At 63.4% G+C, this 24761-nt stretch carries 16 protein-coding genes and 1 tRNA gene; 16 read left to right on the top strand and 1 reads right to left on the bottom strand.

The features are described from left to right. The first annotated feature begins 117 nt into the window (after positions 1 to 117). The 3 genes from gltX (at position 118) to EG850_RS09960 (ending at position 3162) form a co-directional block, all read left to right on the top strand. Positions 118 to 1629 carry a glutamate--tRNA ligase gene (gltX, locus tag EG850_RS09970; RefSeq protein ID WP_124973036.1) on the top strand — a complete coding sequence of 504 codons (1512 nt, stop codon included), beginning with the start codon at positions 118 to 120 and terminating at the stop codon, positions 1627 to 1629. Between the two features lie 91 nt (positions 1630 to 1720). Next, complete coding sequence (locus EG850_RS09965; protein WP_124973034.1) at positions 1721 to 2671, top strand: NAD(P)/FAD-dependent oxidoreductase; 951 nt, start codon at positions 1721 to 1723, stop codon at positions 2669 to 2671. Further along, on the top strand, positions 2671 to 3162 hold the full coding sequence (locus EG850_RS09960) for a hypothetical protein (RefSeq protein ID WP_124973032.1): 492 nt from the start codon (positions 2671 to 2673) through the stop codon (positions 3160 to 3162). Before EG850_RS09965 ends, EG850_RS09960 begins: the two co-directional genes overlap by 1 nt. 33 nt (positions 3163 to 3195) lie before the next feature. Here the strand turns inward: EG850_RS09960 and EG850_RS13450 are convergent, their stop codons facing one another. Next, positions 3196 to 3702: a hypothetical protein gene (locus EG850_RS13450; RefSeq protein ID WP_214609548.1), complete on the bottom strand. Its 507-nt coding sequence runs from the start codon at positions 3700 to 3702 to the stop codon at positions 3196 to 3198. A 92-nt stretch (positions 3703 to 3794) separates the two neighbouring features. Between EG850_RS13450 and EG850_RS09950 the strand changes: the two genes are divergently transcribed. The 13 genes from EG850_RS09950 (at position 3795) to EG850_RS09890 (ending at position 24688) form a co-directional block, all read left to right on the top strand. After that, positions 3795 to 3866, top strand: a tRNA-Gln gene (locus EG850_RS09950). Between the two features lie 220 nt (positions 3867 to 4086). Beyond that, positions 4087 to 4251, top strand: coding sequence for a helix-turn-helix domain-containing protein (locus EG850_RS09945; RefSeq protein WP_235829285.1), 165 nt, complete (start codon positions 4087 to 4089; stop codon positions 4249 to 4251). A gap of 61 nt (positions 4252 to 4312) precedes the next feature. After that, positions 4313 to 5488 (top strand): tyrosine-type recombinase/integrase, encoded by a 1176-nt coding sequence (locus EG850_RS09940; protein WP_235829284.1) that lies wholly within the window; start codon positions 4313 to 4315, stop codon positions 5486 to 5488. A gap of 561 nt (positions 5489 to 6049) precedes the next feature. Beyond that, entirely contained in the window at positions 6050 to 9484 is a 3435-nt protein-coding gene (mobF, locus tag EG850_RS09935) for a MobF family relaxase (RefSeq protein WP_124973031.1), read from the top strand. A 135-nt stretch (positions 9485 to 9619) separates the two neighbouring features. Continuing rightward, a complete protein-coding gene (locus EG850_RS09930; protein WP_407920588.1) occupies positions 9620 to 9814 on the top strand; it encodes a helix-turn-helix domain-containing protein in 195 nt (64 codons plus the stop codon). Next, on the top strand, positions 9815 to 13087 hold the full coding sequence (locus EG850_RS09925; RefSeq protein WP_124973027.1) for a helicase-related protein: 3273 nt from the start codon (positions 9815 to 9817) through the stop codon (positions 13085 to 13087). It begins immediately after the preceding gene. Then, positions 13080 to 13760, top strand: coding sequence for a DUF4391 domain-containing protein (locus tag EG850_RS09920; RefSeq protein ID WP_124973025.1), 681 nt, complete (start codon positions 13080 to 13082; stop codon positions 13758 to 13760). Before EG850_RS09925 ends, EG850_RS09920 begins: the two co-directional genes overlap by 8 nt. A 2-nt stretch (positions 13761 to 13762) precedes the next feature. After that, positions 13763 to 15703 carry a site-specific DNA-methyltransferase gene (locus EG850_RS09915; protein WP_214609547.1) on the top strand — a complete coding sequence of 647 codons (1941 nt, stop codon included), beginning with the start codon at positions 13763 to 13765 and terminating at the stop codon, positions 15701 to 15703. Further along, entirely contained in the window at positions 15703 to 17697 is a 1995-nt protein-coding gene (locus tag EG850_RS09910; RefSeq protein WP_124973023.1) for a site-specific DNA-methyltransferase, read from the top strand. Before EG850_RS09915 ends, EG850_RS09910 begins: the two co-directional genes overlap by 1 nt. A gap of 4 nt (positions 17698 to 17701) precedes the next feature. Further along, the gene (locus EG850_RS09905; RefSeq protein WP_124973021.1) at positions 17702 to 20782 is read left to right on the top strand and encodes a type III restriction-modification system endonuclease; all 3081 of its coding nucleotides are present in this window, start codon (positions 17702 to 17704) and stop codon (positions 20780 to 20782) included. After that, positions 20779 to 23070, top strand: a complete 2292-nt coding sequence (locus tag EG850_RS09900; protein WP_124973019.1) for an AAA family ATPase — start codon at positions 20779 to 20781, stop codon at positions 23068 to 23070. The genes EG850_RS09905 and EG850_RS09900 overlap by 4 nt, the downstream gene beginning before the upstream one ends. Before the next feature lie 167 nt (positions 23071 to 23237). Then, positions 23238 to 23771 carry a type IV toxin-antitoxin system AbiEi family antitoxin domain-containing protein gene (locus EG850_RS09895; RefSeq protein ID WP_124973017.1) on the top strand — a complete coding sequence of 178 codons (534 nt, stop codon included), beginning with the start codon at positions 23238 to 23240 and terminating at the stop codon, positions 23769 to 23771. Positions 23772 to 23776: 5 nt separating this feature from the next. Next, entirely contained in the window at positions 23777 to 24688 is a 912-nt protein-coding gene (locus EG850_RS09890; protein WP_235829283.1) for a nucleotidyl transferase AbiEii/AbiGii toxin family protein, read from the top strand. Positions 24689 to 24761 lie beyond the last annotated feature (73 nt).

The raw sequence follows: 24761 nt of genomic DNA, 5'->3' as shown, positions 1-24761 counted from the left end.
CCCCACCTACACCCTCGAATGCGATGAGCCGATTAACTCCGCAAAAATACGCGACGGCGGGCACCGACTTCATTCGGCAGGATGAGAGCGTCGGCTGCGAACTAGGATGGAGTCACCATGACGACTGCACACCTCGCGCCGGTTTCCACGGCCACCGGTTCTGATATCCGCGTTCGCTTCTGCCCCTCGCCAACGGGCACCCCGCATGTCGGGCTCATCCGCACCGCCCTGTTCAACTGGGCCTACGCGAAGCACGTTGGCGGCACCATGGTGTTCCGCATCGAGGACACCGACGCCGAGCGTGACTCGGAAGAGAGCTTCGAGATGATTCTCGACGGTCTCGGCTGGCTCGGCATCGACTGGCAAGAGGGCGTCGGCGTCGGCGGACCCCACGAGCCGTACCGCCAGTCGCAGCGCGACGACATCTACCAGGGCGTCATCGACAAGCTCAAGGATGCAGGCCACCTCTACGAGTCGTTCGCGACCGCCGAAGAGATCGAGGCGCGCAATATCGCTAATGGCCGCGACCCGCGCCAGGGCTACGACAACTTCGAACGCGATCTCACCGAAGACGAGCGCGCCGCCCTGCGTGCCGAGGGCCGCGAGCCGAGCCTGCGCCTGCGCGTGCCCGACACCGACCTCTCATTCGACGACCTCGTGCGCGGTGAGATCACCTTCAAGGCTGGTTCGTTCCCCGACTTCGTCGTCGTGCGTCCGAACGGTAAGCCGCTCTACACGCTCGTGAACCCGGTTGACGACGCGCTCATGGGCATCACCCACGTGCTGCGCGGTGAAGACCTGCTCTCGTCGACGCCGCGTCAGATCGCGCTCTATCACGCACTGTTCGAGGTGGGCGTGGCCGAGTTCATCCCGCGCTTTGGTCACCTGCCCTACGTCATGGGTGAAGCAAACAAGAAGCTCTCGAAGCGCGACCCCGAGTCGAACCTCTTCCACCACCGCGACCGCGGTTTCCTGCCGGAGGGCCTGCTCAATTACCTGGCACTGCTCGGTTGGTCGATCGCGCCTGACCGCGATGTGTTCACGATGGACGAGATGGTTGCCGCGTTTGACGTGGAAGACGTCAACCCGAACCCCGCGCGCTTTGATCTCAAGAAGGCCGAGGCGATCAACGGCGAGCACATGCGCATGCTCAATGTCGACGACTTCGCTGAGCGCATGGTGCCCTACCTGGAGCGTGCCGGCGTCGTGGCGACGCCGATCACCGCTGACCAGCGTGGCCTCGTGCACGCGGTCGCGCCGCTCGTGCAGGAGCGCATGACGCTCCTTGGCGAGGCGCCGGGGCTGCTGGCGTTCCTGTTCACGCCGACGGCTGAGCTCGACTACGCCGAGGATGCAATGAAGACGCTCAAGGACGGCTCGGCTGAGGTGCTCGCTGCCTCGATCGAGGCGCTCGCGGGCGTTGAGGAATGGACGACTGAGGCGATTGAGGCGGGGATGCGCGCGAAGCTCATCGACGAACTCGAGATCAAGCCGCGCCTCGCGTTTGGCCCGGCGCGCGTGGCGCTGTCGGGTCAGCGCGTGTCGCCGCCGCTGTTCGAGTCGATGGAACTGCTCGGTCGCGAGGAGTCGATCGCCCGCCTCGAGCGCCTGCGCGACCGCCTCAGCTGAGCTTCGCCATGGTTGGTCGAGTAGCGGCGTAGCCGCGTATCGAGACTCCCTCCACCCCACCCACACCCACCCCGCAGAAAGGCCCCGCGCGATGACCACGCCCACCGCACCCATGCCCGCCACCGGCGAGCACTACGACGTCGTCATCGTCGGCGGCGGTCCCGCGGGACTCCAGGCTGCCCTCATCCTCGCCCGCCAGCTGCGCCGGGTGCTCGTGCTCGACGGTAACCGACCCCGGCACTCGGCCACGATGGAAGCCCACGGCTTCCTCTCGCGCGACAACGTGCCCCCGAACGAGTTGCGCGCCGCTGGCCGCGAATCGGTCGAGCACTACGACAACGCCGAGGTGCAGTTCGCGAATGTCACCCGGGTGCGCCGCGAGGGCACAGGGTTCGTGGTCGAAGCGAAGGGCGTGCGCGGCACCCCCGACCGGGTCGTCGGTGCCGATCGCGTCATCGTGGCAACCGGTCTCAAAGAACTCTTCCCGCCGTTCCCGATGCTACGCGCGTTCTACGGCACCTGCATCCACTCGTGCGTCGTGTGCGATGCCTGGAACAAACAGGATGCGCGCATTGCCGTGTTCGGTGTGAAGGGCGCGAAGACGCTCGCGTATCGCGCCGCGCAGCTCGTGCGCATCGGCTCGCATGTCACGCTCTTTGCGAGCGAGGAGCAGGTGCCTGAAGACGATGCGGCGCGCCTGCGCGAGCTTGGCGTGGTCGTCGACCGCCGCGAGATCGACGATGTCGTGGGAGAGCGGGCTGATCTCACCGGCATCCGTACTGTCGATGGCGAAGTGACGCCGGTTGAGGCGGCATTTGTGTTGCCCGGTTTCGAGGCACAGCTCGGCTTCCTTGACGATGACCTGCAGCCCGATCGCGATGCTGAGGGCCTGGTTGTCGCTGATAACTTCGGTCGCACGCGCGTGCAGGGCCTTTACGCAACCGGTGAACTCACCGCGCCCGGCCCTGAGGTGCTCATTATCTCGGCGGGCAAGGGCGCGCGCACGGCAATTGCCGCGCACCGCGACGCGACCGGGTTTTGATGACTGAGGATGCGATTGCCAAGCGGCCGCTGACCCTGCGGGAGATCGCTGGGGCCAGCGCGATGGCTGCCGTCGTGACCACGATCGTGGCGGCCGCGTTCATGATCTTCGTCGCGTTTGAGCAGTCGCAGTGGTCGGGGGCGTATTGGGCGCAGCGGCTGTTGCAGATACTCGGCGTGACGACACTCTGGGCGTTCATCGTGGATGCACCGCTCGGGTTTCTGCGGGAGCGGCGCGGCTGGCATCGCTACGCCGTGGTGCTCCTTGGTGCGGTGGCGCTCATCCCGGCAATCGTGATCGTGCTCACGGCGACAATGCTCCTGACGCTCGAGGCCACGGTCGTGTGGTGGGTGACCCTGCTCATCCCAGTGCTGCTGTTCGGCGGGCTCTCGCTCGTGTTCGCACAGGTGAGCTGGATGCGCCGCTGGGGCGTGCTTGTACTCGCTGCGGCCGCGCTTGCCGTGACGGTCTGGTGGTCGGCTACTCGCTAGCTCCCACCGTGTGCTGGGGCCCTCGAAGCACTACTAGCCACGCATAAGCTCGAGAAGCCCGCCAACGCCGAACGCGATCGTAACCAGCATGACGACCAGGTAAATGGCGAGGGCCACGGTCGAAACGATGATGGCGGCGAGCGGTAGACCACCCGGACGGCCACGTTGCTTCTGTGCTTGACGGCCCATGAACAGTGCCCCGAGCGCAACGATGAGCGCGGGCATCGACGAGATGAAATCCGCAAACATGAGGATGACCGCGACGACCGAAACTGCGATCGAGCCGATGGCGAGACCGGTACCGGCATCTGGGTTCGCGGGAGTGCCGAACTGCTGACCCCGATAAGGCTGACCGGGATGAGGTCCCTGAAATTGCGGACCTGCAGAGGGCTGCCCGGGGTAGGGCTGCCCAGGGTAGGCCTGACCGGCGTAGGGCTGACCGGGGTAGGGCGGACCGGCGTATGGCTGCCCGGGCTGCGGCTGGCCCTGATTGGGGTCACCCTGCGGCGGCCAGGGCTGTTGGTTCGGTGGGTAGCTCACAATCATGAGCATAGATCGGCTGTCCCGGCTGGATATTTGGATTAGCGTTTCCCTCCCGCATTTGTTAGGCTTCCATGGTGCCTACGGGCCCTTGGGGTATGGTGTAATTGGCAACACGGCTGATTCTGGTTCAGTTGTTCTTGGTTCGAGTCCAGGTACCCCAGCGCAAAACTCCTCAGATTCCGCGGGAATCGGAGGAGTTTCATGGTTCCTGGTCACTCGAAAACCGGCAGCGGGGTCCTAAACGGGGTCCAAAACCCTATTTCGACGGCATTCGCCGAGACGTGGCACGGGTTGTGCCGTGTCGCCCACGCGCTGGCCGCAACGGCTGCGGTGTGGCGTGCGCACCTATGGGGTATGGACACCCGGAACGAGCCCCTGATCATGACCGGCGAGCAGGTCGCCGAGCTGCTGCAGGTCTCGCCGCGCACCGTCGAGGAGTGGCGGCAGACGAACAGCGGGCCGCCGTTCCGTCGTGTCGGGCGTCACGTGCGCTATCTGCGCCCCGAGGTGCTCGCCTGGTTCCAGGAGCTGGTGCGCCATGGCTAGACCGAGACTGGAACCCGGCGAGATCGGCGCGATCCAGATCCGCACCCTCGCCTCCGGACGCGTGCAGGCCACCGCGAAGATGCGCGACGAGATCGGCGAGCTGCGCCGACTGAAATCGATCGGCGGTACCGAGGATGAGGCGCGCACGGGGCTTGCGAAGCAGGCCGAGGACATCCGCTACCGCACCGTCGGCCCCGTGCTCGCCCTGGACGCCACGATCGCCCAGGCCTGCGAGGTGTTCGTCTACGAGAAGGAGCAGTCGCAGACCGTCGAGGACACCACAATGGAGTCCTACCGCTCGACCATCAGACACGTCGTGAACCCCGCCTGCGGCAACCTGCCGCTGAAGGATCTCAGCGTGCTGCGCTGCAACCGCATCCTCCAGTCGATCCGCGAGCAGAAGTCGCTGTCTGCCGCAAGACGCGCCAGGAGCGTGCTCTCACAGGTGTGCCAGACCGGCATCGAGCACGAGGTACTCACCGCGAATCCGATCCGCGACGCGAGGCGGCTGCCGCTGCCGGAGAAGAAGGAATCGGTGCTGAACCCCGCGCAGGTGATGGTGGTGCAGAGCCTCATCCACGACTGGCGCAAAGACGGCGACGGGTACGGACCGCGCCCGAACGTCGCGGTGCTGGAGCATGTGATGTGGATCATGATCGGCACCAGCGCCCGCATCGGTGAGGTGCTCGGCCTGCGCCGCTGCGATGTGGATGTGACCTCACGTCCCGCGACGGTGCTGATCGCCGGCACCATCAAACAGAGCAAGGCGAATGGGCTGTATCGGAAGAACACCCCGAAGCGCTCGAGGCAGAAGCGCCGGGTTGCGCTGCCGAGCTTCTCCGCCGCCGCGATCCGCCGTCAACTCGCGACCGCTGATCGCGACCCAGAGGCGTTCCTGTTCTCGACCAAGACCGGCCGACCGCTCAGCGTCAGCAACTACGAGCGACTGCTCCGCACCTTCGTGGACGACAACGCCGAAGGCCTGCGGCGAGCGGGCATCGATCCGACCGAGTTTTCGACGCACATCTTCCGCCGCACCACCGCGACGATCATCGACGCCGCAGCAGGCATCACCCTCGCCTCGCGCCTGCTCGGTCACGCGAACGAGCAGGTCACCCGCAGCAACTACGTCGTCACCGCCGAGATGGTCGACCCCGTCACCGCCGACATCATGGACGACGCGTTCACCGCGATGCTCGGCACCGCGGGCAGCAGCCTCGGTAGCGATCTGCTGTGAAGGCTGGGAGTGTGCCCGGATGTGCTGGCCGATCGCTTGCCGTACCTGTCAGAGTGAGCTACGGTACTTGCACTGCAGTCATGTCTGCGTGGGCTGGCCGAACAGGCTTTCTGCTCGCCGCGAGGGGGAAAACCGCGGTGGTGTCGATTCGGCACCACCGTAGAATGCCCCGGTACGGGCGGGCCGAATCGGCACCCCGCGGTTCCGGCAAATTGCCGCCACCGTGATTGCCGAGCCGGAACGCTCAGTTGCCGGCCTCCCAACTGTTGGGACGCCGCGGGGGCTCCGGACGGTGGTGGAAATTTTCCCGGACCGTGAAACCCCCCCTGGGAGCTGACCCTCCGCTTCGTCGCATTCTGACCAGCGCTCCGCATTGCCAATCGCAGAAGCTGCTGCGATGCCCAGCGCGATCCTCATTACGCCCCGCGGCTCCGAGAAACTCACGCCTGTGAGACGCCGCCTCTCGATTCCCTCCTGCCCGACAACTGATTCATGGACGTATGCCACCGATGGTGGGGCGTGCGCACCTCCTTCATGAGACGACTCGTGAGGAGGCCCGAGATGAAGGGCGGCGTGATCCTGTTCCGCGGCACCGGTGCCGCAGCGCGCCGCTACCTGGAGTCGGACAGATCGACCGCCGACGAGTACTACCTGGAGGGCGGTACCGCGCTCGCCGAGTTCGCCGTGAGCGGCCACGACGGTGAAATCATCGAAACGAGAACGCTCGATCCGGAAGGCTACGCGGCCTGGGTCGACTGGACCGATCCGATCACCGGCACATCGATGGGAACACCCCGAGCGGCAAGCGACAGATCGAAGGAGTCGCCGCGCTTTGCGGAGATGGTCATCAACGCGCCGAAGTCGCTCTCGATCGCCGCTGCTTTGTATCCGGAAGTGTCTGACGCGCTCGATGCGGCGCAGCAGGATGCGGCAGAGGAGATTCGCCGCTGGCTCGCCGAGCACTCCGTGACCCGGGTCGGTCCGCGGAACGCACGCGAGATCCTGCCGGTGCAGCAGTTGCAGACCGTCACAGTCGCCCACAAGACCAGCCGGGCGGGCGATCCGCACCGACACATCCACTTCCAGATCGGCACTCGCGTCCACGCCGCAGGCAAGTGGCGCGGCCTCGACACTGCGGCGCTGTTGAAGCAGCAGGGCGCGATCCGTGCGCTCGGCACAGCGGTCATTGCCGCGCACCCGCAGCTTTCCACCGTGCTCGATCGCCACGGTCTCACCCTCGACCCGGCAACCGGTGAGGTGACAGAGCTGGAGCCCTTCAACGCCGTGATGTCGAAGCGAGGTGCGCAGGTCGAACGTAACCTCGCCCGATTTGAAGCCGAGTGGGAAGCCGCCCATCCGGGCGAGGAGCCCGGCTCAGTAGTGCGGGCGAGATTGAAGGCGAAGGCGTGGGAGCACGAGCGACCGGGCAAGAAGCCCACCGTGCTTGGCAGCGAAGCCGGCTGGCGCACCGAGCTCGAAGACGCCGGCTATACATCGGACCTGCCCCGGGCACGGCGCGATGCATCTGTCACGCTGAGTGAGCTGCACATCGAAGAGGTCGCAACGCGTGCGCTCGACCGCTGCGCCGCAGGAGCGTCGGCGTGGACAGTGCACACCGTGCGCGAGCAGGTCACGAGGATAATGACGGAGCATGGCGTGCAAGCCGAACCAACTGACTTGCGCGAGTTCGTGCAACTCGCGACTCAGCTTGCGGCGGAGGATTGCTTCTCCGTGCTCTCGCCCGGTGCACCGACACCGGAACACCTCGCGCATCTCACATCGCTGCGAGTGGTTGCGGCAGAGACGGAGCTGCGCGACCTGCTCACCGCACGCGCGGAGAGGTCCATCGAGCCTGCCCCGGATGTCCAACAGCTCGCTGCGCGGGCGGGGCTGGATGACCATCAGGAACGCGCAGCCTCCGCCGTCGCATCCGCCAACCCGCTCGTCGTGATCGAAGGCGCGGCCGGGTCGGGCAAGACCACGATGCTTAAGACTGCCATCGCTGCCGCGACGGCGGAGGGCCGCTCGACGCGAGTCGTGACGCCGACGAAGAAGGCCGCCGACGTCGCAGCCCAAGAACTTGGCATCCCTACCGACTCCGTTGCGGCGCTCGTCTACGCGCACGGATTCCGGTGGAATAGCGACGGCGTATGGACGCGCCTACGGCCCGGTGACACTGACCCCGAAACCGGCAGAACCTACCGGGGGCCAGTGACGGAGGCACGGCTCGCGAAGGGTGAGCGAATCGTCGTCGACGAAGCAGGCATGCTCGATCAAGACAGCGCCCTCGCCCTGCTGCGCATCGCCGACGAAGCCGGCGCGACCATCGCGCTCATCGGCGACCGTGCGCAACTCCCCGCGGTCGGGCGCGGTGGTGTGCTCGACTTCGCCGCCCGCCTCACTCCCGCAGTCGTGGACATGACCAGCCTGCACCGCTTCACTGATGACGCTTATGCGGTTCTCACTCTCGACCTGCGGCGCGGCCGCAACCCCGCCGCGATCTTCGACCAGCTCAACGCGCTCGGGCTCATCGAGCTGCACGAGAGCGACGACGGCATGCAGGAGGCCATCGCAAAGACTGTGAGCCCGGAGGACGCGGTCACCGCCGCCACGAACGATGAAGCGTGGGCGTTGAACGAACGCATCCGCGCCGAGCGCGTCGAACTCGGTGAGGTCGACGACGTGCGAACAGTGTTCGGTAACGACGGACTCCCGATTGGTGCCGGAGATATGATCCAGACCCGCCGGAATGAAAGCACGCTCGGCGTTGCTAACCGGCAGATCTGGACGGTGCAGCGCGTGGGCGACGATGGCGCGCTGAACGTCGTGGAGACCGTCAACGGTCGGAAGCAGCAGCGCACCTTGACATTGCCCGCGGAGTACGTGATCGAGGATGTGCATCTGGCTTATGCGCTCACCGCCTACGGCGTCCAGGGCGCGACCGTGGGCTCTTCGCACACGTTGCTCTCCGACGGACTCGATGCCGCTGGCGTCTACGTCGGCATGACCCGCGGCCGCGAGACGAACACCCTGCATGTCGTCGCCACCGACCTTGACGACGCGAAGCAGCAGTTCGTCGAAGCACTCACTCGAGACCGTGCCGACCGCGGCCTGGAAGACGCCACCCAACGCGCCCGCCAGGCCGTTGCAGACCTCGTCTTGGAGGGGCCTGTGTCGATCGTGAGTGCGGAGCGCGACCGGATCGTCGAGCGGATCACGAAGGCCGATGCGGAGCGAGAGCACTGGGTCTCGGCAGCCGCCAGGTTGCATGACCAGTCCGAGCGACACAAGGTCGAGTACGAGCCGCAGCGCGATCTGGCGGAAGCTGCCGACGCGAAGGTTGCCGCACTTCTCGCGAATGCCGTGGAATCGCTGGCCCAGGATGCAGCTACGGACGGTGCCGAGTTCCTGGCCGCGGAGCAGGCCGCATACGCGGCACACCGCGCCAAAGCGAACGCGCCCCGTTTCCGTAAGCGCTCGGCTACCCGCACCGCGAAAGGCGCAGACGCCCGCCGCGAGGCGGCAGAGTGCATCGTGCACGGCAGATGGCAGAGCATTCCGCACAGCGAGAGTGGCCTCCTCGCGTGGGCCGAGGCAGCCGCCCAGCACCAGGCCTACCACGCACCCGAGATCATCGAAGCACGCGCGGAAGCCGCGAAGACCCACCAGATCGCGAAGGAGATCGCCGGGCGGCATTCGCGAGAACATACGGCGCTGTACGAGCGGGTACTTGGGAACCGCCGTCCAGATGTGGTCGCCGCGCGGGTCAAGAATCTGCGCGAGCAGGCGACACGGGATCGCCACTACCTTGCCCAACTCGATGCGCTTCCGCCAGACGAAGCCGTGCAACTGATCCATGAGCGTGCTGTGCAGGCGGAAACTCGCGCTGACGAAACCCGTAGGGCAGCCGAGGTGCGCGCGAAGCGTCTTGACGATCCTTCGAGGAGTGAACCTGACGGAGGCCGCTTCCCGCGCGTTGATAGACCGTCGTTGTGAGCGTCGTCGTCGAGGAGGCGGCCACATTTGAAGAGAAGAGACCGGGATAAACCGAGTAAAACCTGGACATCACCGATAGGCTCGTGGGTATGACTTTGCCCTTGTCGAGCCGGTGGCCTCGTGACTGAGCCCTGGATGTCCGCTGACGGCATCGCAGCTCACCTCGGAGTCACCAAGGAGACGGTTTATGTCTGGATCGCCGACAAGGGAATGCCCGCCCACAAAGTAGGCAGACTCTGGAAGTTCCAGGCCAGCGAGGTCGACGAATGGATACGGAGCGGGGGCACGGCTCAGACTCCGGTCGACAAACCCGAAGTGGGTGATGTCTGAGTGCGCATCATCGACAACCTCAACGAGTTCCTCGGCGACGACCTGAAGGCGTCGATCAAGCCCGGCTCCAAGCTGCGGATCGCGGCGAGCACCTTCTCAATCTTCGCGTTCGAGGCGCTCAAGCGTGAGCTTCAGTCGATCGACGAGCTGGAGTTCATCTTCACCGCGCCATCGTTCACGACGGCGAAGGCTACCGATAAGCCAGTTCCGGAGAAGCGCCAGTTCTTCATCCCGAACGACAAGGATCGAGACGCCGCGTTGTACGGCACGGAGTTCGAGATTCGCCTACGCAACAAGCTGACCCAGCGGGCAATCGCGCGGGAATGCGCCGAGTGGGTGCGGCAGAAGGTCGCCTTCCGGTCGAACCACACAGGCGCGCCGATGCAGTCATTCGCCGTGGTCGACGACACTGCGGCCTACGCGCCGCTCCAGGGCTTCACAACCGCGGATCTCGGGTACGAGCGCGGGCCTGCGGTATCGAACATGGTGCACAAGATCGAGGACGCCCCGGCCACTCAGCAGTACATCCATCTGTTCGACCAGATCTGGCACAACCCCGACCAGCTCGACGATGTGACCGAGGCGGTGCGCACACACATCGCGAGCGTGTACGCGGAGAATTCGCCCCAGCGCGTGTACTTCCTGATCCTCTACAACCTGTTCAGCGAGTTCCTCGACGACATCAGCGAGGACGTGCTACCCAACGACCTCACCGGCTACCAGGACACCGAGGTCTGGAAGGCGCTCTACAACTTTCAGAAGGACGCCGCAACCGGCGTCATCAACAAGCTGGAGACCTACAACGGCTGCATCCTCGCCGACAGCGTGGGCCTGGGTAAGACGTTCACGGCCCTAGCGGTGATCAAGTACTACGAGCTACGCAACAAGACCGTACTGGTGCTCGCGCCGAAGAAGCTCGCCGACAACTGGACGAACTACAACTCGAACTACTCGACGAACGTATTCGCGGGGGACCGTTTCAGCTACGACGTCCTCGCTCACACTGACCTATCGCGCGATGGCGGTGAGTCCCTCGGCAAGCGGCTCGACCTGATCAACTGGGGCAACTACGACCTGGTCGTCATCGACGAGTCACACAACTTCCGCAACGCCGACTACGTGCAGGAACGCGAGACCCGTTACCAGCGGCTGATGCGCAAGGTTGTCCGTGAAGGCGTGAAGACCAAGGTGTTGATGCTCTCGGCGACGCCGGTGAACAACCGGTTCAGTGACCTGCGTAACCAGCTTGCACTCGCCTACGAGGGCGAGTCGGCGCAGCTCCAGGCGAAGCTGAACATCTCGACCACGATCGAGGAGGTGTTCCGACAGGCGCAGCGGGTCTTCAACGAGTGGAGCGATCTGCCGCCGGAGGACAGAACCACGGAGGCGATCCTGGCGCGGCTAGACTTCGACTTCTTCGAGCTGCTTGACGCCGTCACGATCGCACGATCCCGCAAGCACATCCAAGCCTTCTACGACACCACCGACATCGGCGCGTTCCCCGAGCGGATGAAGCCCGTCTCGGTGCGCCCGCCGCTGACTGACCTGGCCGACGTGCCGACGTTCAATGAGATCTTCGAGCAGCTTCAGTTGCTGACTCTGGCGGTCTACACGCCGCTTGCGTATGTGTTCCCTAGCCGCCGCGACAAGTACGAGCAGCTCTACGGGGCCGGCGCGGGCACGAACTACATGGGCGGGCAGACCGCCAACCTGGGGGCGGCGAGCCGTGAGCAGGGCATCCGCAAGCTCATGACAGTCAACCTGCTCAAGCGCCTGGAGTCGAGCATCGAGGCATTCCGGCTCACCCTGAACCGGCTGGAGTCCACCGTCGCCGAGGCGATCGAGGCCGTCGACAACTACGCAGCGAACATTGCCGACATCGTCTCTACCTTCGCCGACATCGACGCCGAAGACGACGACTTCGAGTTCCCCACCAGTGGTACGGTCGGCAAGAAGATGCAGATCGACCTGACCGACATCGACGTCGAGTCGTGGAACCGTGACCTTGTCAACGACGGCAAGGTGATCCAGCAGCTCCTCGCATCGATCAGCGGCATCACCCCCGAGCACGACTCCAAGCTGATCCGCCTGCGCGAGCTGATCCGCGCGAAGTTCCAGCAGCCGCTGAACCCCGGCAACCGCAAGGTGCTACTGTTCTCCGCGTTCGCTGATACCGCCGAGTACCTCTACAGGAACCTCGCCCCGACACTGAAACAGAACGGCCACGACAGCGCGCTGGTCACCGGGCAGGGCAATCCGTCCACCACCGTCGGCAAGGGATATGGCTTCCAGCAGACCCTCACGCTGTTCTCCCCACGCTCGAAGCAGCGGCACATGGTCATGCCGAAGGAGACTGGCGAGATCGACGTGCTCATCGGCACCGACTGCATCAGCGAAGGCCAGAACCTTCAGGACTGCGATTACCTGGTCAACTATGACATCCACTGGAACCCGGTGCGGATCATCCAGCGGTTCGGGCGCATCGACCGCATCGGATCGACCAATGAGCGGATCCAGCTCGTGAACTTTTGGCCCGATATCTCCCTGGACGAGTACATCAACCTCAAGGAGCGCGTCGAGAACCGCATGGTCATCGCCGACCTCGCCGCGACGGCCGATGACAACGTGCTCACCCAGGAAGCCAGCGACGCCGCATTCCGCAAGGAACAGCTCCGCAAGCTCCAGGACGAGGTCATCGAACTCGAGGACGTCCGCACCGGCGTCTCTATTACGGACCTGGGATTGAACGACTTCCGCATGGATCTGCTCAGCTACATCAAAGAGTATGGCGACCTGGCCGGAACCCCCAAGGGCCTGCACGCCGTCGTTCCCGCTCAGCCCGAGAAAGGCCTCAAACCGGGCGCGCTGTTCGTGCTGCGAAACATCAACGCTGACGAGCATCTGAACCGCGGCAACCGGCTGCATCCGCACTATCTCGTCTACCTCGACAATCAGGGCGAGGTCATCGCCGACCACACTGAGGTCAAGCACCTGCTCGACATCATCCGCGCCGGATGCCGTAATCGCGACGAACCCGCGTGGGAGGTGTGCCGCGTCTTCAACACCGCCACCAAAGACGGCGCTGACATGGGCCAATACAGCCAACTGCTCACCGACGCGATCCGCTCAATGATTGACGTCAACGGGGAACGCGACATCGACAGCCTCTTCAGCCCTGGCCACACCACCGCGCTCGTGCAGACCATCGCTGGGCTCGATGACTTCGAGCTGATCGCCTTCCTTGCCATCGTCGAGGAGCCCGCCGATGACTGATCCCGTCCTCTATCGCTGGCCCGCGAACGCCGCGTTCGGCCGTTCCGTGCCCAAGACCAAGTTCTACGAGCACGGCAACGTGCGCACCGCGCTGCGCGAGAAGCTTGTCGACGACATCCAGCGCATCACCTGGGCCTACAAGCTCGCCGACGACACCATCCGGCTCCGCGGCACGACCACCGTGCCCGAAATCCAGGTCTTCACGGTCGAGACCAAGGGCGCGGACGTCTCCGACGAGGTGCTCGCCGCCATCGACAAGACCGTGCACTTCCCGATCGTGTTCGAGATAGCCAGCACAGGACGCGTCCGCATGGCCGCAGCGCAGAAGACGTTGGATGGTAAGACGCCGCGCATCGCGACGTACTTCACCACCGACTGGCAGCCCGCCGACGCGCCCCGCCAGCCACTTCCGACCGCACTGGACTTGGCGAGCCTCTATGAGGCGCTCTTGGGGCCGCTCCTACCGGTCACCACTCGCGTCGGCGAGACCGTGTCAGAGGCGACCGACAGACTGGGCCGCGCCCGAAAACTCCAGCGCGAAATCGCGGCGCTGGAGAAGAAGCTGCGCACCGAACCACAACTCAATCGCAAGATCGAACTGCGCAGGCAGCTTAAGGAGCGCGAAGACGCCCTCGTCGAGCTGACCGACACCGCGCCGAGCACCAGAGGATGACCGTGGAGAAGCTGAAGATGCACTCGCCGGACTTGACCGAGCGGAACATTGACATGATCGCCGAACTTTTCCCGGCTGTCGTTACTGAGACACTCGACGCTGACGGCAACCCGACTCGCGCTGTCAACTTTGACGCCCTTCGCCAAGAACTCTCCGACCACATCGTCGAGGGACCGCAGGAGCGCTACCGGCTCGACTGGCCCGGCAAGCGCGCCGCGGCCTTCGCCGCGAACGCGCCCATCGCCAAGACGCTCCGCCCCGTGCGAGAGGAGTCCGTCGACTTTGACACGACGAAAAACCTCTTCATCGAGGGCGACAACCTTGACGCATTGAAGCTCCTCCAAGAGTCGTATCTCGGAAAGGTCAAGCTGATCTATATAGACCCGCCGTACAACACCGGTTCGGATCGGTTCGTCTACGACGATGACTTTGCTGAGGCGTCGGATGAGTTCCTTCTGCGGTCGGGACAGGTGAATGACCTTGGGGAGCGTATTCAGGCGAACACGGATTCGAGCGGACGGTTCCACTCGGACTGGCTGGGGATGATGTATCCGCGCCTCAAGCTGGCGCGATCTCTTCTCGCAATCGACGGCGTGATCTTTGTCTCGATTGACGACCATGAGTTGCCACGGCTTCGTAGCCTCATGGATGAAGTATTCGGTGGGCACAATTTTGTCGCCAACGTGATCTGGCACAAGGTTCACACGATCAAGAACACTGCAAAGCACTTCTCGGAAGACCACGAGTACCTCCTGGTCTACGCGCGGAACGCCGATGAGTGGGAGCCGAACCCCCTCCCGCGAACCGACGAGCAGGACCGGAGATTCACGAATCCGGATGGCGACCCACGAGGTGCATGGATCAGCGGTCCCATTCAGGCCCGCAATTACTACAGCCGCGGCCTCTACTCAATTACGACACCAGGCGGTCGAGTTGTGGAAGGCCCGCCCCCCGGAAGCTACTGGCGCTTCTCGGAGGAGAAATTCCGTGAACTTGACGCGGACGGTCGGATCTACTGGGGAGCAGCCGGCAACAACGTCCCGCGCATCAAGCGATTCCTCTCCGAGATGAACACCGGACGGGTGCCCCAGACGTACTGGCCGTATTCCCAGGTGGGGCATAGCCAGGATGCAAAGAACGAAGTGCTCGCTAGGGTGGACTTCGCTTCAGACCAGGTGTTCGACACGCCGAAACCGACAAAGTTGATCCGACGCATGCTTTCGCTTGCTACCGCGCCGGGCAGCGACGACATCGTGATCGACTTCTTTGCAGGTTCGGGAGCTACCGCAGATGCGGTTTTCCAGCAGAATGCCGAGGACGGGGGCTCCCGTCGGTTCATCCTCGTGCAGTTGCCTGATGACGGCGACGGTAGGCAGAAGGGAATCCCCGAAGTAGCAAAGGAACGCATTCGGAACGCCGGAAGAGCTGCGGCGGACGCGGCGGGACTCAATGCGGAAGGGCTGGATGTCGGCTTCCGCTCAATGCGCGTAGACACCACAAACATGGCCGAAGTCGACGCTTCTGCAGATGCGCTCAGCCAGGGAGAGCTCTTGAACGCGATCGATAGCGTGAAGCCCGACCGTACCGACGAAGACCTGCTGTTCCAGGTGCTCCTCGATTGGGGTCTCGACCTGAGCTTGCCTATCGGACGTGAGGTTTCGAGAGAGAGAGAGAGAGAGAGAGAGAGAGAGAGAGAGCCGGCGCCGCGCCCACAACGTACTTCCGCATCGCCGACGACGCGCTCATCGCGTGCTTCAGCGAGGAGGTGTCCGCTGATGTGGTCACCGAGATCGCGAAGCGTCAGCCACTTCGTGCGGTGTTCCGCGACTCGGCCTTCGCTTCGGACGCCGATCGCATCAACGCCGAGCAGCTTTTCCGTGAGCTGTCGCCGAACACAGAGGTTAAGACTATATGACCTCGCTGTTCTGGGTGGTGGTGCGTGATGGAGAAGCGCGCACTGCACTCGCCCGACCTGACAGCTCGCAACGTCGAGCGCATCGCCGAACTGTTCCCGCAGGTCGTCACCGAGTCGAGGGACGCGGAGGGCAACGTGACCCTCGCCGTTGACTTCGATCTCCTCCGCCAGGAGCTCTCCGACCACGTGGTCGAGGGGCCGCAGGAGCGTTACCGGCTCGACTGGCCCGGTAAGCGCGCTGCGGCCTTCGCCGCGAACGCGCCCATCGCCAAGACACTGCGGCCGGTACGCGAGGAGTCCGTCGATTTCGACACGACGAAGAACCTCTTTATCGAGGGGGACAACCTGGAGGCTCTCAAGCTCCTTCAGGAGTCGTACCTCGGTAAGGTCAAGTTGATTTACATCGACCCGCCGTATAACACAGGCAATGACTTTGTCTACGAGGACGACTTCGCCGAGTCGAGCGCTGACTACCTCGCCCGCTCCGGCCAGAGGTCGGAGACCGGCGACCGCCTCGTCGCGAACACCGAGGCAAACGGCCGCTTCCACTCGGACTGGCTGAGCATGATGTACCCGCGGCTCAAACTCGCGAAAAACCTCCTCGCTGATGACGGTGTGCTTGTCGTGTCGATCGACGAGAACGAGCACGCGAGTCTTGTTCGCCTCGGTGAGGAAGTGCTTGGGGACGCCTCGTATGTCGGGGAGATCGTCCTCAAAAACAGCAGTAAGAACGATCAGGCGTACGTCTCGATCCAGCACGAGTACATCGTGTTCTTCGTGAAGAACCGGCAAGCTAACGCGGGCGTATGGGTTGAGAAGAAGGAAGGTCTGGACAAGATCTACGCCGCCTTCGACGGCTTTCGGAAGAAGCACGGTGAAGACTGGGCCGCGATCAACGCCGAGGCGAAGGCTTGGTACAAGACCTTCCAACCCAGCGACGCGGTATACGGAAGCAAACACTACGACTGGATGGATGCGCGAGGCATCTACTTCGCAAGCGACATCTCCGGCCCGAACGATGGCCAGTACGTGTACGACGTGACGCATCCGGCAACGGGTGAGGTAGTGAAGATGCCGGCCTCCGGCTGGCGCTACCCGCAGGACGAGATGCTTCGCCGTATTGCGGACAACCGAGTCCACTTCGGGGGAGACCACACGAGTGTCCCGAAGAACAAGACTTATCTGGCGAACACCGAGTACCAGAGCCTCACGAGCATCCGGTACGTCGATGGTCGTGCGGCATCCAAGAGGCTCGCCGCGTTGTTCGGCGAGAAGGTGTTTACGAACCCGAAGGACGAGTTCCTGCTCCGCGATATCTACCGTGCGGTCGGAGTGACTGGTGACGACGTTGTCCTCGACATGTTTGCTGGCTCGGGTTCAGCTATGCAGGCTGTCCTTGAACTCAACCGTGACGGAGAGTCCGCCTGCCGTTTCATTGGCATTCAGGTCGCCGAGGATCTGACTGAGACGCTCAAGACGGCGAAGGGGGCAGCGAAACAGATCACGACGAACGCCATCAAGCTCCTCATGCGCTTGGGACGACCCGTCACCGTCGCTGAGATCACGAAGCAACGGTTGCGACTTGTGCACGAGCAGCTCTCCGGCCTGCTGGTTGACAGCGGGTTCCGTGTGCTGAAGGTCGACACGTCGAATCTGGCCGACACGCTCGCCGCCCCCGACGGTCTTTCGCAGGACACCTTGGAAGGCGCGGTCGAGAGCGTGAAGCCCGATCGAACCGCGTATGACCTGCTGTTCCAGGTGCTGCTCGACTGGGCACTCGACCTCAGCGAACCCGTCGTCAGTGAGCAAATCGACGACCGTGAGGTTTTGTCGGTGGCCGAGGGCGCGCTCATCGCCTGCTTCACCGACGACCTCAGCGATACGGTCGTCCGCGAGATAGCGAACCGCCATCCGCTGCGTGCTGTCTTCCTCGACGCGGGTTTCGCTACCGACGCAGCGCGCATCAATGCCGAGCAGATCTTCCGCGATGTATCGCCCGAGACAGAGGTAAGGACCATCTGACCCGATGAAGCTCCAGTTCAAGGTCCAGCAGTACCAGACCGATGCCGTCGATGCCGTGGTCGAGGTCTTCAGCGGGCAGCCATATGCCGATGGGGTGAAGTACCGCATCGACCCCGGCAAGGACGCCGCGCCGACGCTGCTGGACGATGCAGGGCTGCGCAACACTGAGATTGCGCTCATGCCGCAGCAGCTTCTGGAGAACGTGCATGCCGTGCAGCGAGAGCGAGGGCTCCCGCTTTCGAAAGACCTCAAGGACCCGGTCAAGAAATCCGCGGCACCGATCAACCTCGACGTGGAGATGGAGACCGGCACCGGCAAGACCTATGTGTACATCAAGACGATCATGGAGCTGCACAAGCGGTACGGGTGGTCGAAGTACATCGTCGTCGTGCCGTCAATCGCGATCCGCGAGGGTGTGAAGAAGTCGTTCGACATCACCGCTGAGCATTTCCAGCAGCTCTACGGCACCAAGCCGCGCACGTTCGTCTACAACTCGTCTCGGCTGCACGAGCTGGAGCGGTTCTCGTCCGACGCAGGCGTGCAGGTGATGATCATCAACATCCAGGCGTTTAACGCCACCGGCAAGGACGCCCGCCGCATTTACGAGGTGCTAGACGACTTCCAGTCGCGCAAGCCGATCGACGTGATCGCGGCGAACCGGCCGATCCTGATCATCGACGAGCCACAGAAGATCGAGGGCGCCGCGAAGAAGCCCTCGAAGTCTCTGGAGGCGCTCGGACTATTCAACGCCCTGTTTGCACTGCGCTACTCAGCGACCCACAAGATCGAGCGCACCAAGGTGCACCGTCTCGACGCGGTCGACGCATACAACCAGAAGCTGGTGAAGAAAATCGCGGTGCGCGGTATCACGGTCAAGCACCTGGCTGGCAGCACTGCCTACCTGTACGTCGACGGGCTGGAGATCGGCAAGGGCGCCGACTTCCCGAAAGCCAGGGTTGAGCTGGAAGTACAGACCGCCCAGGGCATCAAACGGCAGGTGAAGCGGCTGAGCCAGGGCATGAACCTGCACGACATTTCCGGGGGCATCGAGGCGTACAAGGGTCTATTCATCCGCGACATCGATGCCAACCGCGACATCATCGAGCTGAGCAACGGCGACATCATCGGCGCGGGCGAGGTCACCGAGGACGTGGCCGAAGACCAGAAGCGGCGCATCCAGATCCGCGAAGTCATCCGCGCCCACCTCAACAAGGAGCGCGAGCTGTTCGCGCAAGGCATCAAGACGCTGTCACTGTTCTTCATCGACGAAGTCGCCAAGTACCGCGACTACGACAGGGAAGACACCCTCGGCGAGTACGCCCGCGTGTTCGAGGAGGAGTACGAGGTCGTGCTCGCCGACTTCCTCGAGCAGCTCGATCTCGACGAGGCTGCTGAGAGGTACCGCGAGCATGTTGGGGCGATCCCGGTGCGTTCCGCGCACGAGGGCTACTTCTCGATCGATAAGAAGACCAAGCAGTTCGTTGACGGGAAGATTGCCGCGCGCGGTGAGTTCGCCGGGCAGTCGGACGACGTCGATGCCTACGACTTGATCCTGAAGGACAAGGAGCGGCTGCTCTCGTTTGAGGAGCCGGTGCGGTTCATCTGGTCGCACTCTGCGCTCCGCGAGGGCTGGGATAACCCGAACGTCTTCGTGATGGGAATGCTGAAAAAGAGCGACAACACCACGACGCGCCGGCAGGAGATCGGGCGCGGGCTGCGACTCTCGGTTGACCAACATGGCGAACGCATGGACAACCCCGTCACCGTGCACGACATCAACGAGTTGACCGTTGTCACCGACGAGTCGTACACCGAGTTCGTCACTGCGCTCCAGAAGGAGATCGTGGAATCCCTGTCGGCCCGACCAAGGAAAGCGACAGCGGAGTTCTTCGCCGGGCGCACTGTCGAGCATCCCACCACGGGCGAGAAGGTCGCCATCACGCTCGACCAGGCAAGGCATCTTCAGCACTGGCTCACCGTCAATGGGTTCATCGATTACGAGCAGCACCTCACTGACAAGTGGAACTCTCGCGCCGAGATCGACATGCCTCCGATGCCTGCCGGGTTGGACGACTACCATTATCAGGTTGCAGAACTCATCGACTCGCTGCAACTCGACGTGCCGCAGCCAACCGACGGGCGCAAGCCGAAGAAGATCCCGTTCAACGAAGCCAACTTCAAGAAGCGTGAGTTTCAGGAGCTGTGGGGGCGCATCAACCACAAGGCCGTCTACCAAGTCGAGTTTGACTCCGCCGAACTGGTCGCCAACTGCATCCGCGCGCTCGACACGTCGCTCAACGTCACGGTGATGCAGTATCTCGTTGAGAGCGGCAAACAGGTCGTCGGCCTCGAAGTCGAGCAGCTCGAGGCGGGTACGGGTTTCAAGGTCTCTGAGACCAAGGTCGAGCATTCGGCCGTGTCGGCCGGCTCGACCGTGAAGTACGACCTTCTCGGCGAAATAGCCGAGAAGACGCAGCTCACGCGGCGCACGTGTGCGGCGATCCTCACCGGTATCAACCCCGGCACGTTCGCCAAGTTCAAACAGAATCCCGAGCAGTTCATCACGGAGGCCGCGCGGCTCATCAACGAACAGAAAGCTACCGTGATCGTCGAGCACCTCACATACGACCCACTCGACCACCGGTACGACTCCTCGATCTTCACCGAGAACCAGACTGCCCAGGATCTTTCGAAGGCGGGTGACAAGTTGAAGAAGAGTGTCTACGAGTACGTCGTCACCGACTCCAAGGTTGAACGGTCCTTCGTTGAGAAGCTGGACGTCAGTGACGAGGTCGTCGTCTACTCGAAGCTGCCGCGTGGTTTCTTCATCCCGACCCCAGTCGGTGATTACAACCCTGACTGGGCAATTGCTTTCCGCGACGACGTCACGAACATCAAGCACGTCTACTTCGTCGCCGAGACCAAGGGGTCGATGTCCACGCTCCAGCTCAAGGGTGTCGAGAACGCCAAGATTGAGTGCGCCCGCAAGTTCTTCGCGTCGCTCAATAACAAGGCTGAGCGCGAAGGCGTGAGGTACGACGTTGTCGACTCTTACGACTCGCTGCTGACGCTCGTGGGGGCGTGACGTCAGTGCTCGAGTATCTGCGATTGCGCGGTGCCCCCGCCTTTGACTCGACGTCCGGGGCGGACATTGGGCCGCTCAAACCAGTGAACTTCTTCTTTGGCCCCAACGGCTCCGGCAAGACGACAATCAGCCGCGCCTTGGCTGACTCGACGCGGTTCGCTGGAACTACCTTGGAGTGGCACCCAACGACAGGCATGCTCGGGATTAAGGTCTACAATCGCGACTACGTCAATACGACGCTCACGCCCGCGGGACACCTCGACGGGGTGTTCCTACTGGGTGAGACGAACGCTGAGATCCAGACCGAGATCGAATCGCTTACGGGTACAGGTGGCTTGATTGCTACAGTCAAGGAGGGGCTCGCTCAGCGCGAGTCTTCGTTAGCAGCAAAGAAGCGTGAAATCGAGGGTGTTCGTACCGCGCTAAAAGAGGCGGCGTGGGCGAAACGCGACGAAGTCCCTGGAGAACTGCGTGAGATGTTCACGGGGTACAACAACAGCAAGGATCGGCTTCTGGATCGATTGCTTGAAGTTGCGGCGGCGAACCTCTCCGCATCCGAGGACTTCGCTGCGCTCACCTCCGAGGCGGCAGCGGTTCTCGCCGAAGATGCGCAACCGCTCCAGGAACTTCCGCTTGGACGTGGCATCAGGATCGAAGACGCCCCCGGCTACTCGCTCTTGGGGGTGGCGGTCGTGGGTAGCGGCGATGTGCACCTCGCGCCCCTTATCCAGCAGCTCGGCAACGCCGACTGGGTACAGCACGGTCGCACACATCTCGAACACGCGAACGGCGTATGTCCGTTCTGCCAACAGGCCGTTCCTTCCGACCTCGGTGAGCAGTTGGCAGCGTATTTCGACCGGACCTACGTTGAGCAAATGCAGCAACTGGCGGCGCTCAACCGGCACTTCGAGACGTGGGCGCAGGAGTGGACGTCCTATCTCGACGATCTGCTTGCAAGACAGGGAGCCACGGAGCACATCAACGCCGAACGTCTTGCAACCGCGCGAGCAACGCTAGAGAGGGTGATCGCTGACGCCCGTGCGCAGATCAGTGCAAAGTTGTCGGGGCCTTCGAGTATTCTGTCGGTGCCTGATCCCTCGCCTCAGGTAGAAGGCGTCAACGCCGTCGTTCGGGAGGCCAACGCGGCAATCCAAGGCTTCAACCTTCTCCTCAGAAACCGATCAGTGGCGAAGAAGTCACTTCTCGACCGCTGCTGGGTCGTGTTCGCACGGGTAACCCTCTTGGCCGAGCTGAGTCGCTACGAGGGCGCGATGCCCGGACATCTGGCGGGCGAGCACAACCTCGAAAGCCAGATTGAGACGGCGAAGACGGACGTCCGAGCCAAAGAGTCGCGCCTCCGCGAGCTTCAGGCGAAGATCACGTCAAGCAAGCCGATCATCGACCGCATCAACCGCCTCTTGGATTCCGTCGGCTTCCATTCCTTCTCACTCGCGGAGTCGACAGCAGTCCAGGACGGTTACACCCTCGTCCGCCCGAACGGCGATGTCGCCACGGAAACGCTCAGTGAAGGCGAGCGGACGTTCATCGCCTTTCTCTACTTCGCCCAGTCGCTACAGGGCTCGCCGCAGGATGAATCCGAGCCGAATGACCTCCTGGCAGTGATCGACGATCCGATCTCAAGCCTCGACAGCGACGTGCTGTACGCCGTCTCCACCCTTGTCCGCAGGATCGTCGAGGATGTCGCAGCAGGCGCTGGTCGAGTGCGGCAGCTCCTGCTTATGACGCACAACGCTCACTTCCACAAGGACGTGACTTATCGCCCGCATGGTGGCCCGAAGCTCGGGTCTTGGAAGTACGGCGTCGTGCGTAAGCGGAGTGGGCAACCGAGCGAAGTCGAACTGCGCGATGACAACCCGATCCAGACCGCCTACGGGGCGCTGTGGGACGAGGTCAAGAGGTCGGCCGAGCGCCCCTCGGAGAGTGCAGTAGGTCTCCAGAACACCCTGCGTCGCATCCTGGAGACCTACTTCAAAGTGCTTGGCGGTGTCGACGATCCTGCCATCATCGCCAAGTTCGAGGGAGACGAGCAAGTCATCTGTCGCTCGCTCTTCACTTGGGTCAATGCTGGCTCCCACTCGATCTTCGACGACCTTGACTACTCGCCGACGCCGAGCACCGTGGAATCTAACCTCCGCGTGTTTCGCCGAATCTTCGAGGAGCACGGCCAGATTGGTCACTACCGCATGATGATGGGCGAGCCCGCCGAGGAGATCCCTGCGGAAGAAGCAGCGGTCGAGCATCAGTCTGGAACCGAAACAACTGAGTGACCGAGACACCCAAATGGTTGACCAGACCGTCGATGGCCGCAAGGTTGCCAAACTCGTCGCCCGCGGTTGCCCGTCTCCTCCGTGAGGGATTCAGATGATGGGGTTGAGCCCGAACCGGTAGTGTCAATAGCGTACCAATACTGGTACTATATTGGAAAGGAGGGGCGATGGGCTACCGGCAAGATCTGTGGGAGATCGCTGCATCCCGCAACGGCGTGGTGACCGTCACTGAGGCCGAAGACGCGGGCGTGCCTACTGTCGAAATGCGGAAGCTTGCCGCCCGTGGTGCGCTCCACGCGTACGGGCAGGGTGTCTACACGCATCGTGACGTGCCGACGAACTCGTTCACCGAACCGACGATCGCCGTGGCCCTCGCGGGTGACGGGGCGTTCCTGCACCGAGAATCCGTGCTCGATCTGCTGGGGGTCGGGCAGTTCAACCCGCCGAAAGTGCGTGTGGGCACGCGCCGCCGCGTGCGACGCGCACTGCCTAAGTGGATGGAGCTGGAGAACCGACTTGACGTGCCCGATGAGGATCTCACTCGCTACGAGGGCATCCCCGCGACGACCGTTCGAAGGGCGCTGGAAGACATGCGGGATCGGATGCCGCCGGATCGATGGGGGGCCGTGGTCGACGAGGCGCTCAGGCGAGACTTGATCGGTGAGCAGGACGCAGCTGCGTGGAAGGCGGTGTCGGCGTGAGTGAAGTGACCCCGCCGCTGAACGTGACGCAGCTCAATGCTCGGCTCGCGCAGGTCGCCGCCGAACTGGGCATCCCGGTCGCGCGTGCGCGGGTGATGCTCTGCACGCTGGTCGTGTCACAGATGCTTCCCGATACTGTCGCCGTCAAGGGTGGCATGGGTGTGAAGTTGCGCTTCGGCGAGCGCGGCACGCGCGCCACCTCCGACCTCGATGTCTCCACCCGCGTCCGCGGTGAGGAGTTCGAGCAGGCGTTCCGCGCGCGTCTGGCCGAGGGCTGGGGAACTGTGCCGGCGTCGAAAGGTGAGCTGCGTCGCAACCCCGATGCGCCGGAACGCGTCGCCTTCACCGCGACCGTCCGGGCAGTGAAACTCTATGACCCGGGGCTTGCTCGGCCGGAGTATGTGATGCACCCGTACCGAGTATCGATCGCGTTCCTCGGCAACGCCTGGGGCGCGCTTGATGTCGAGGTCTCCGATCCCGAGATCGATGCGCATGCGCATACGCGAAAGGAGATCGACGGCGAGCTCGTGCAGTTCGGTGCCTACTTCGGTTTCGGGGATCTGCAACCCGTCGAGCTCGTCGATCTGGAGTACCAGATCGCGCAGAAGCTCCACGCCGTCACCGATCCCGCCTACGAACGAGCACACGACCTGGTCGACCTGCAACTGCTTTGGAGCGCCGACCCCGATCTGCCGGTCTTGGAGAGGCTGTGCGTGCGTACGTTCGACTGGCGCCACCAGCAGGCCTGGCCGCCGCTCCCGTTGCGCCCGATGGACGGCTGGGAACTGACCTACGCGGACGCGCGCTCCGAGACTGAGATCGACGGCCACACGCCCGTACTGCCGGACATCGCGGCGGCACGCCGCTGGCTTGAACAGATCGTCGGCCAGATTGCCTCGGCGCCTGCTCTAGATTGACACCGGTCGGGCACAGGACATGAATGTGACCCCCGCACCCGTCGGCGTTGTATCGTTGCCAGCTGGATCTGTT

Source organism: Gulosibacter macacae, assembly GCF_003865375.1.
Classification (GTDB): Bacteria; Actinomycetota; Actinomycetes; order Actinomycetales; family Microbacteriaceae; genus Gulosibacter; species Gulosibacter macacae.
Note: the sequence above shows the minus strand (reverse complement) of the source record. Positions and strands in the feature narration are given on the sequence as shown.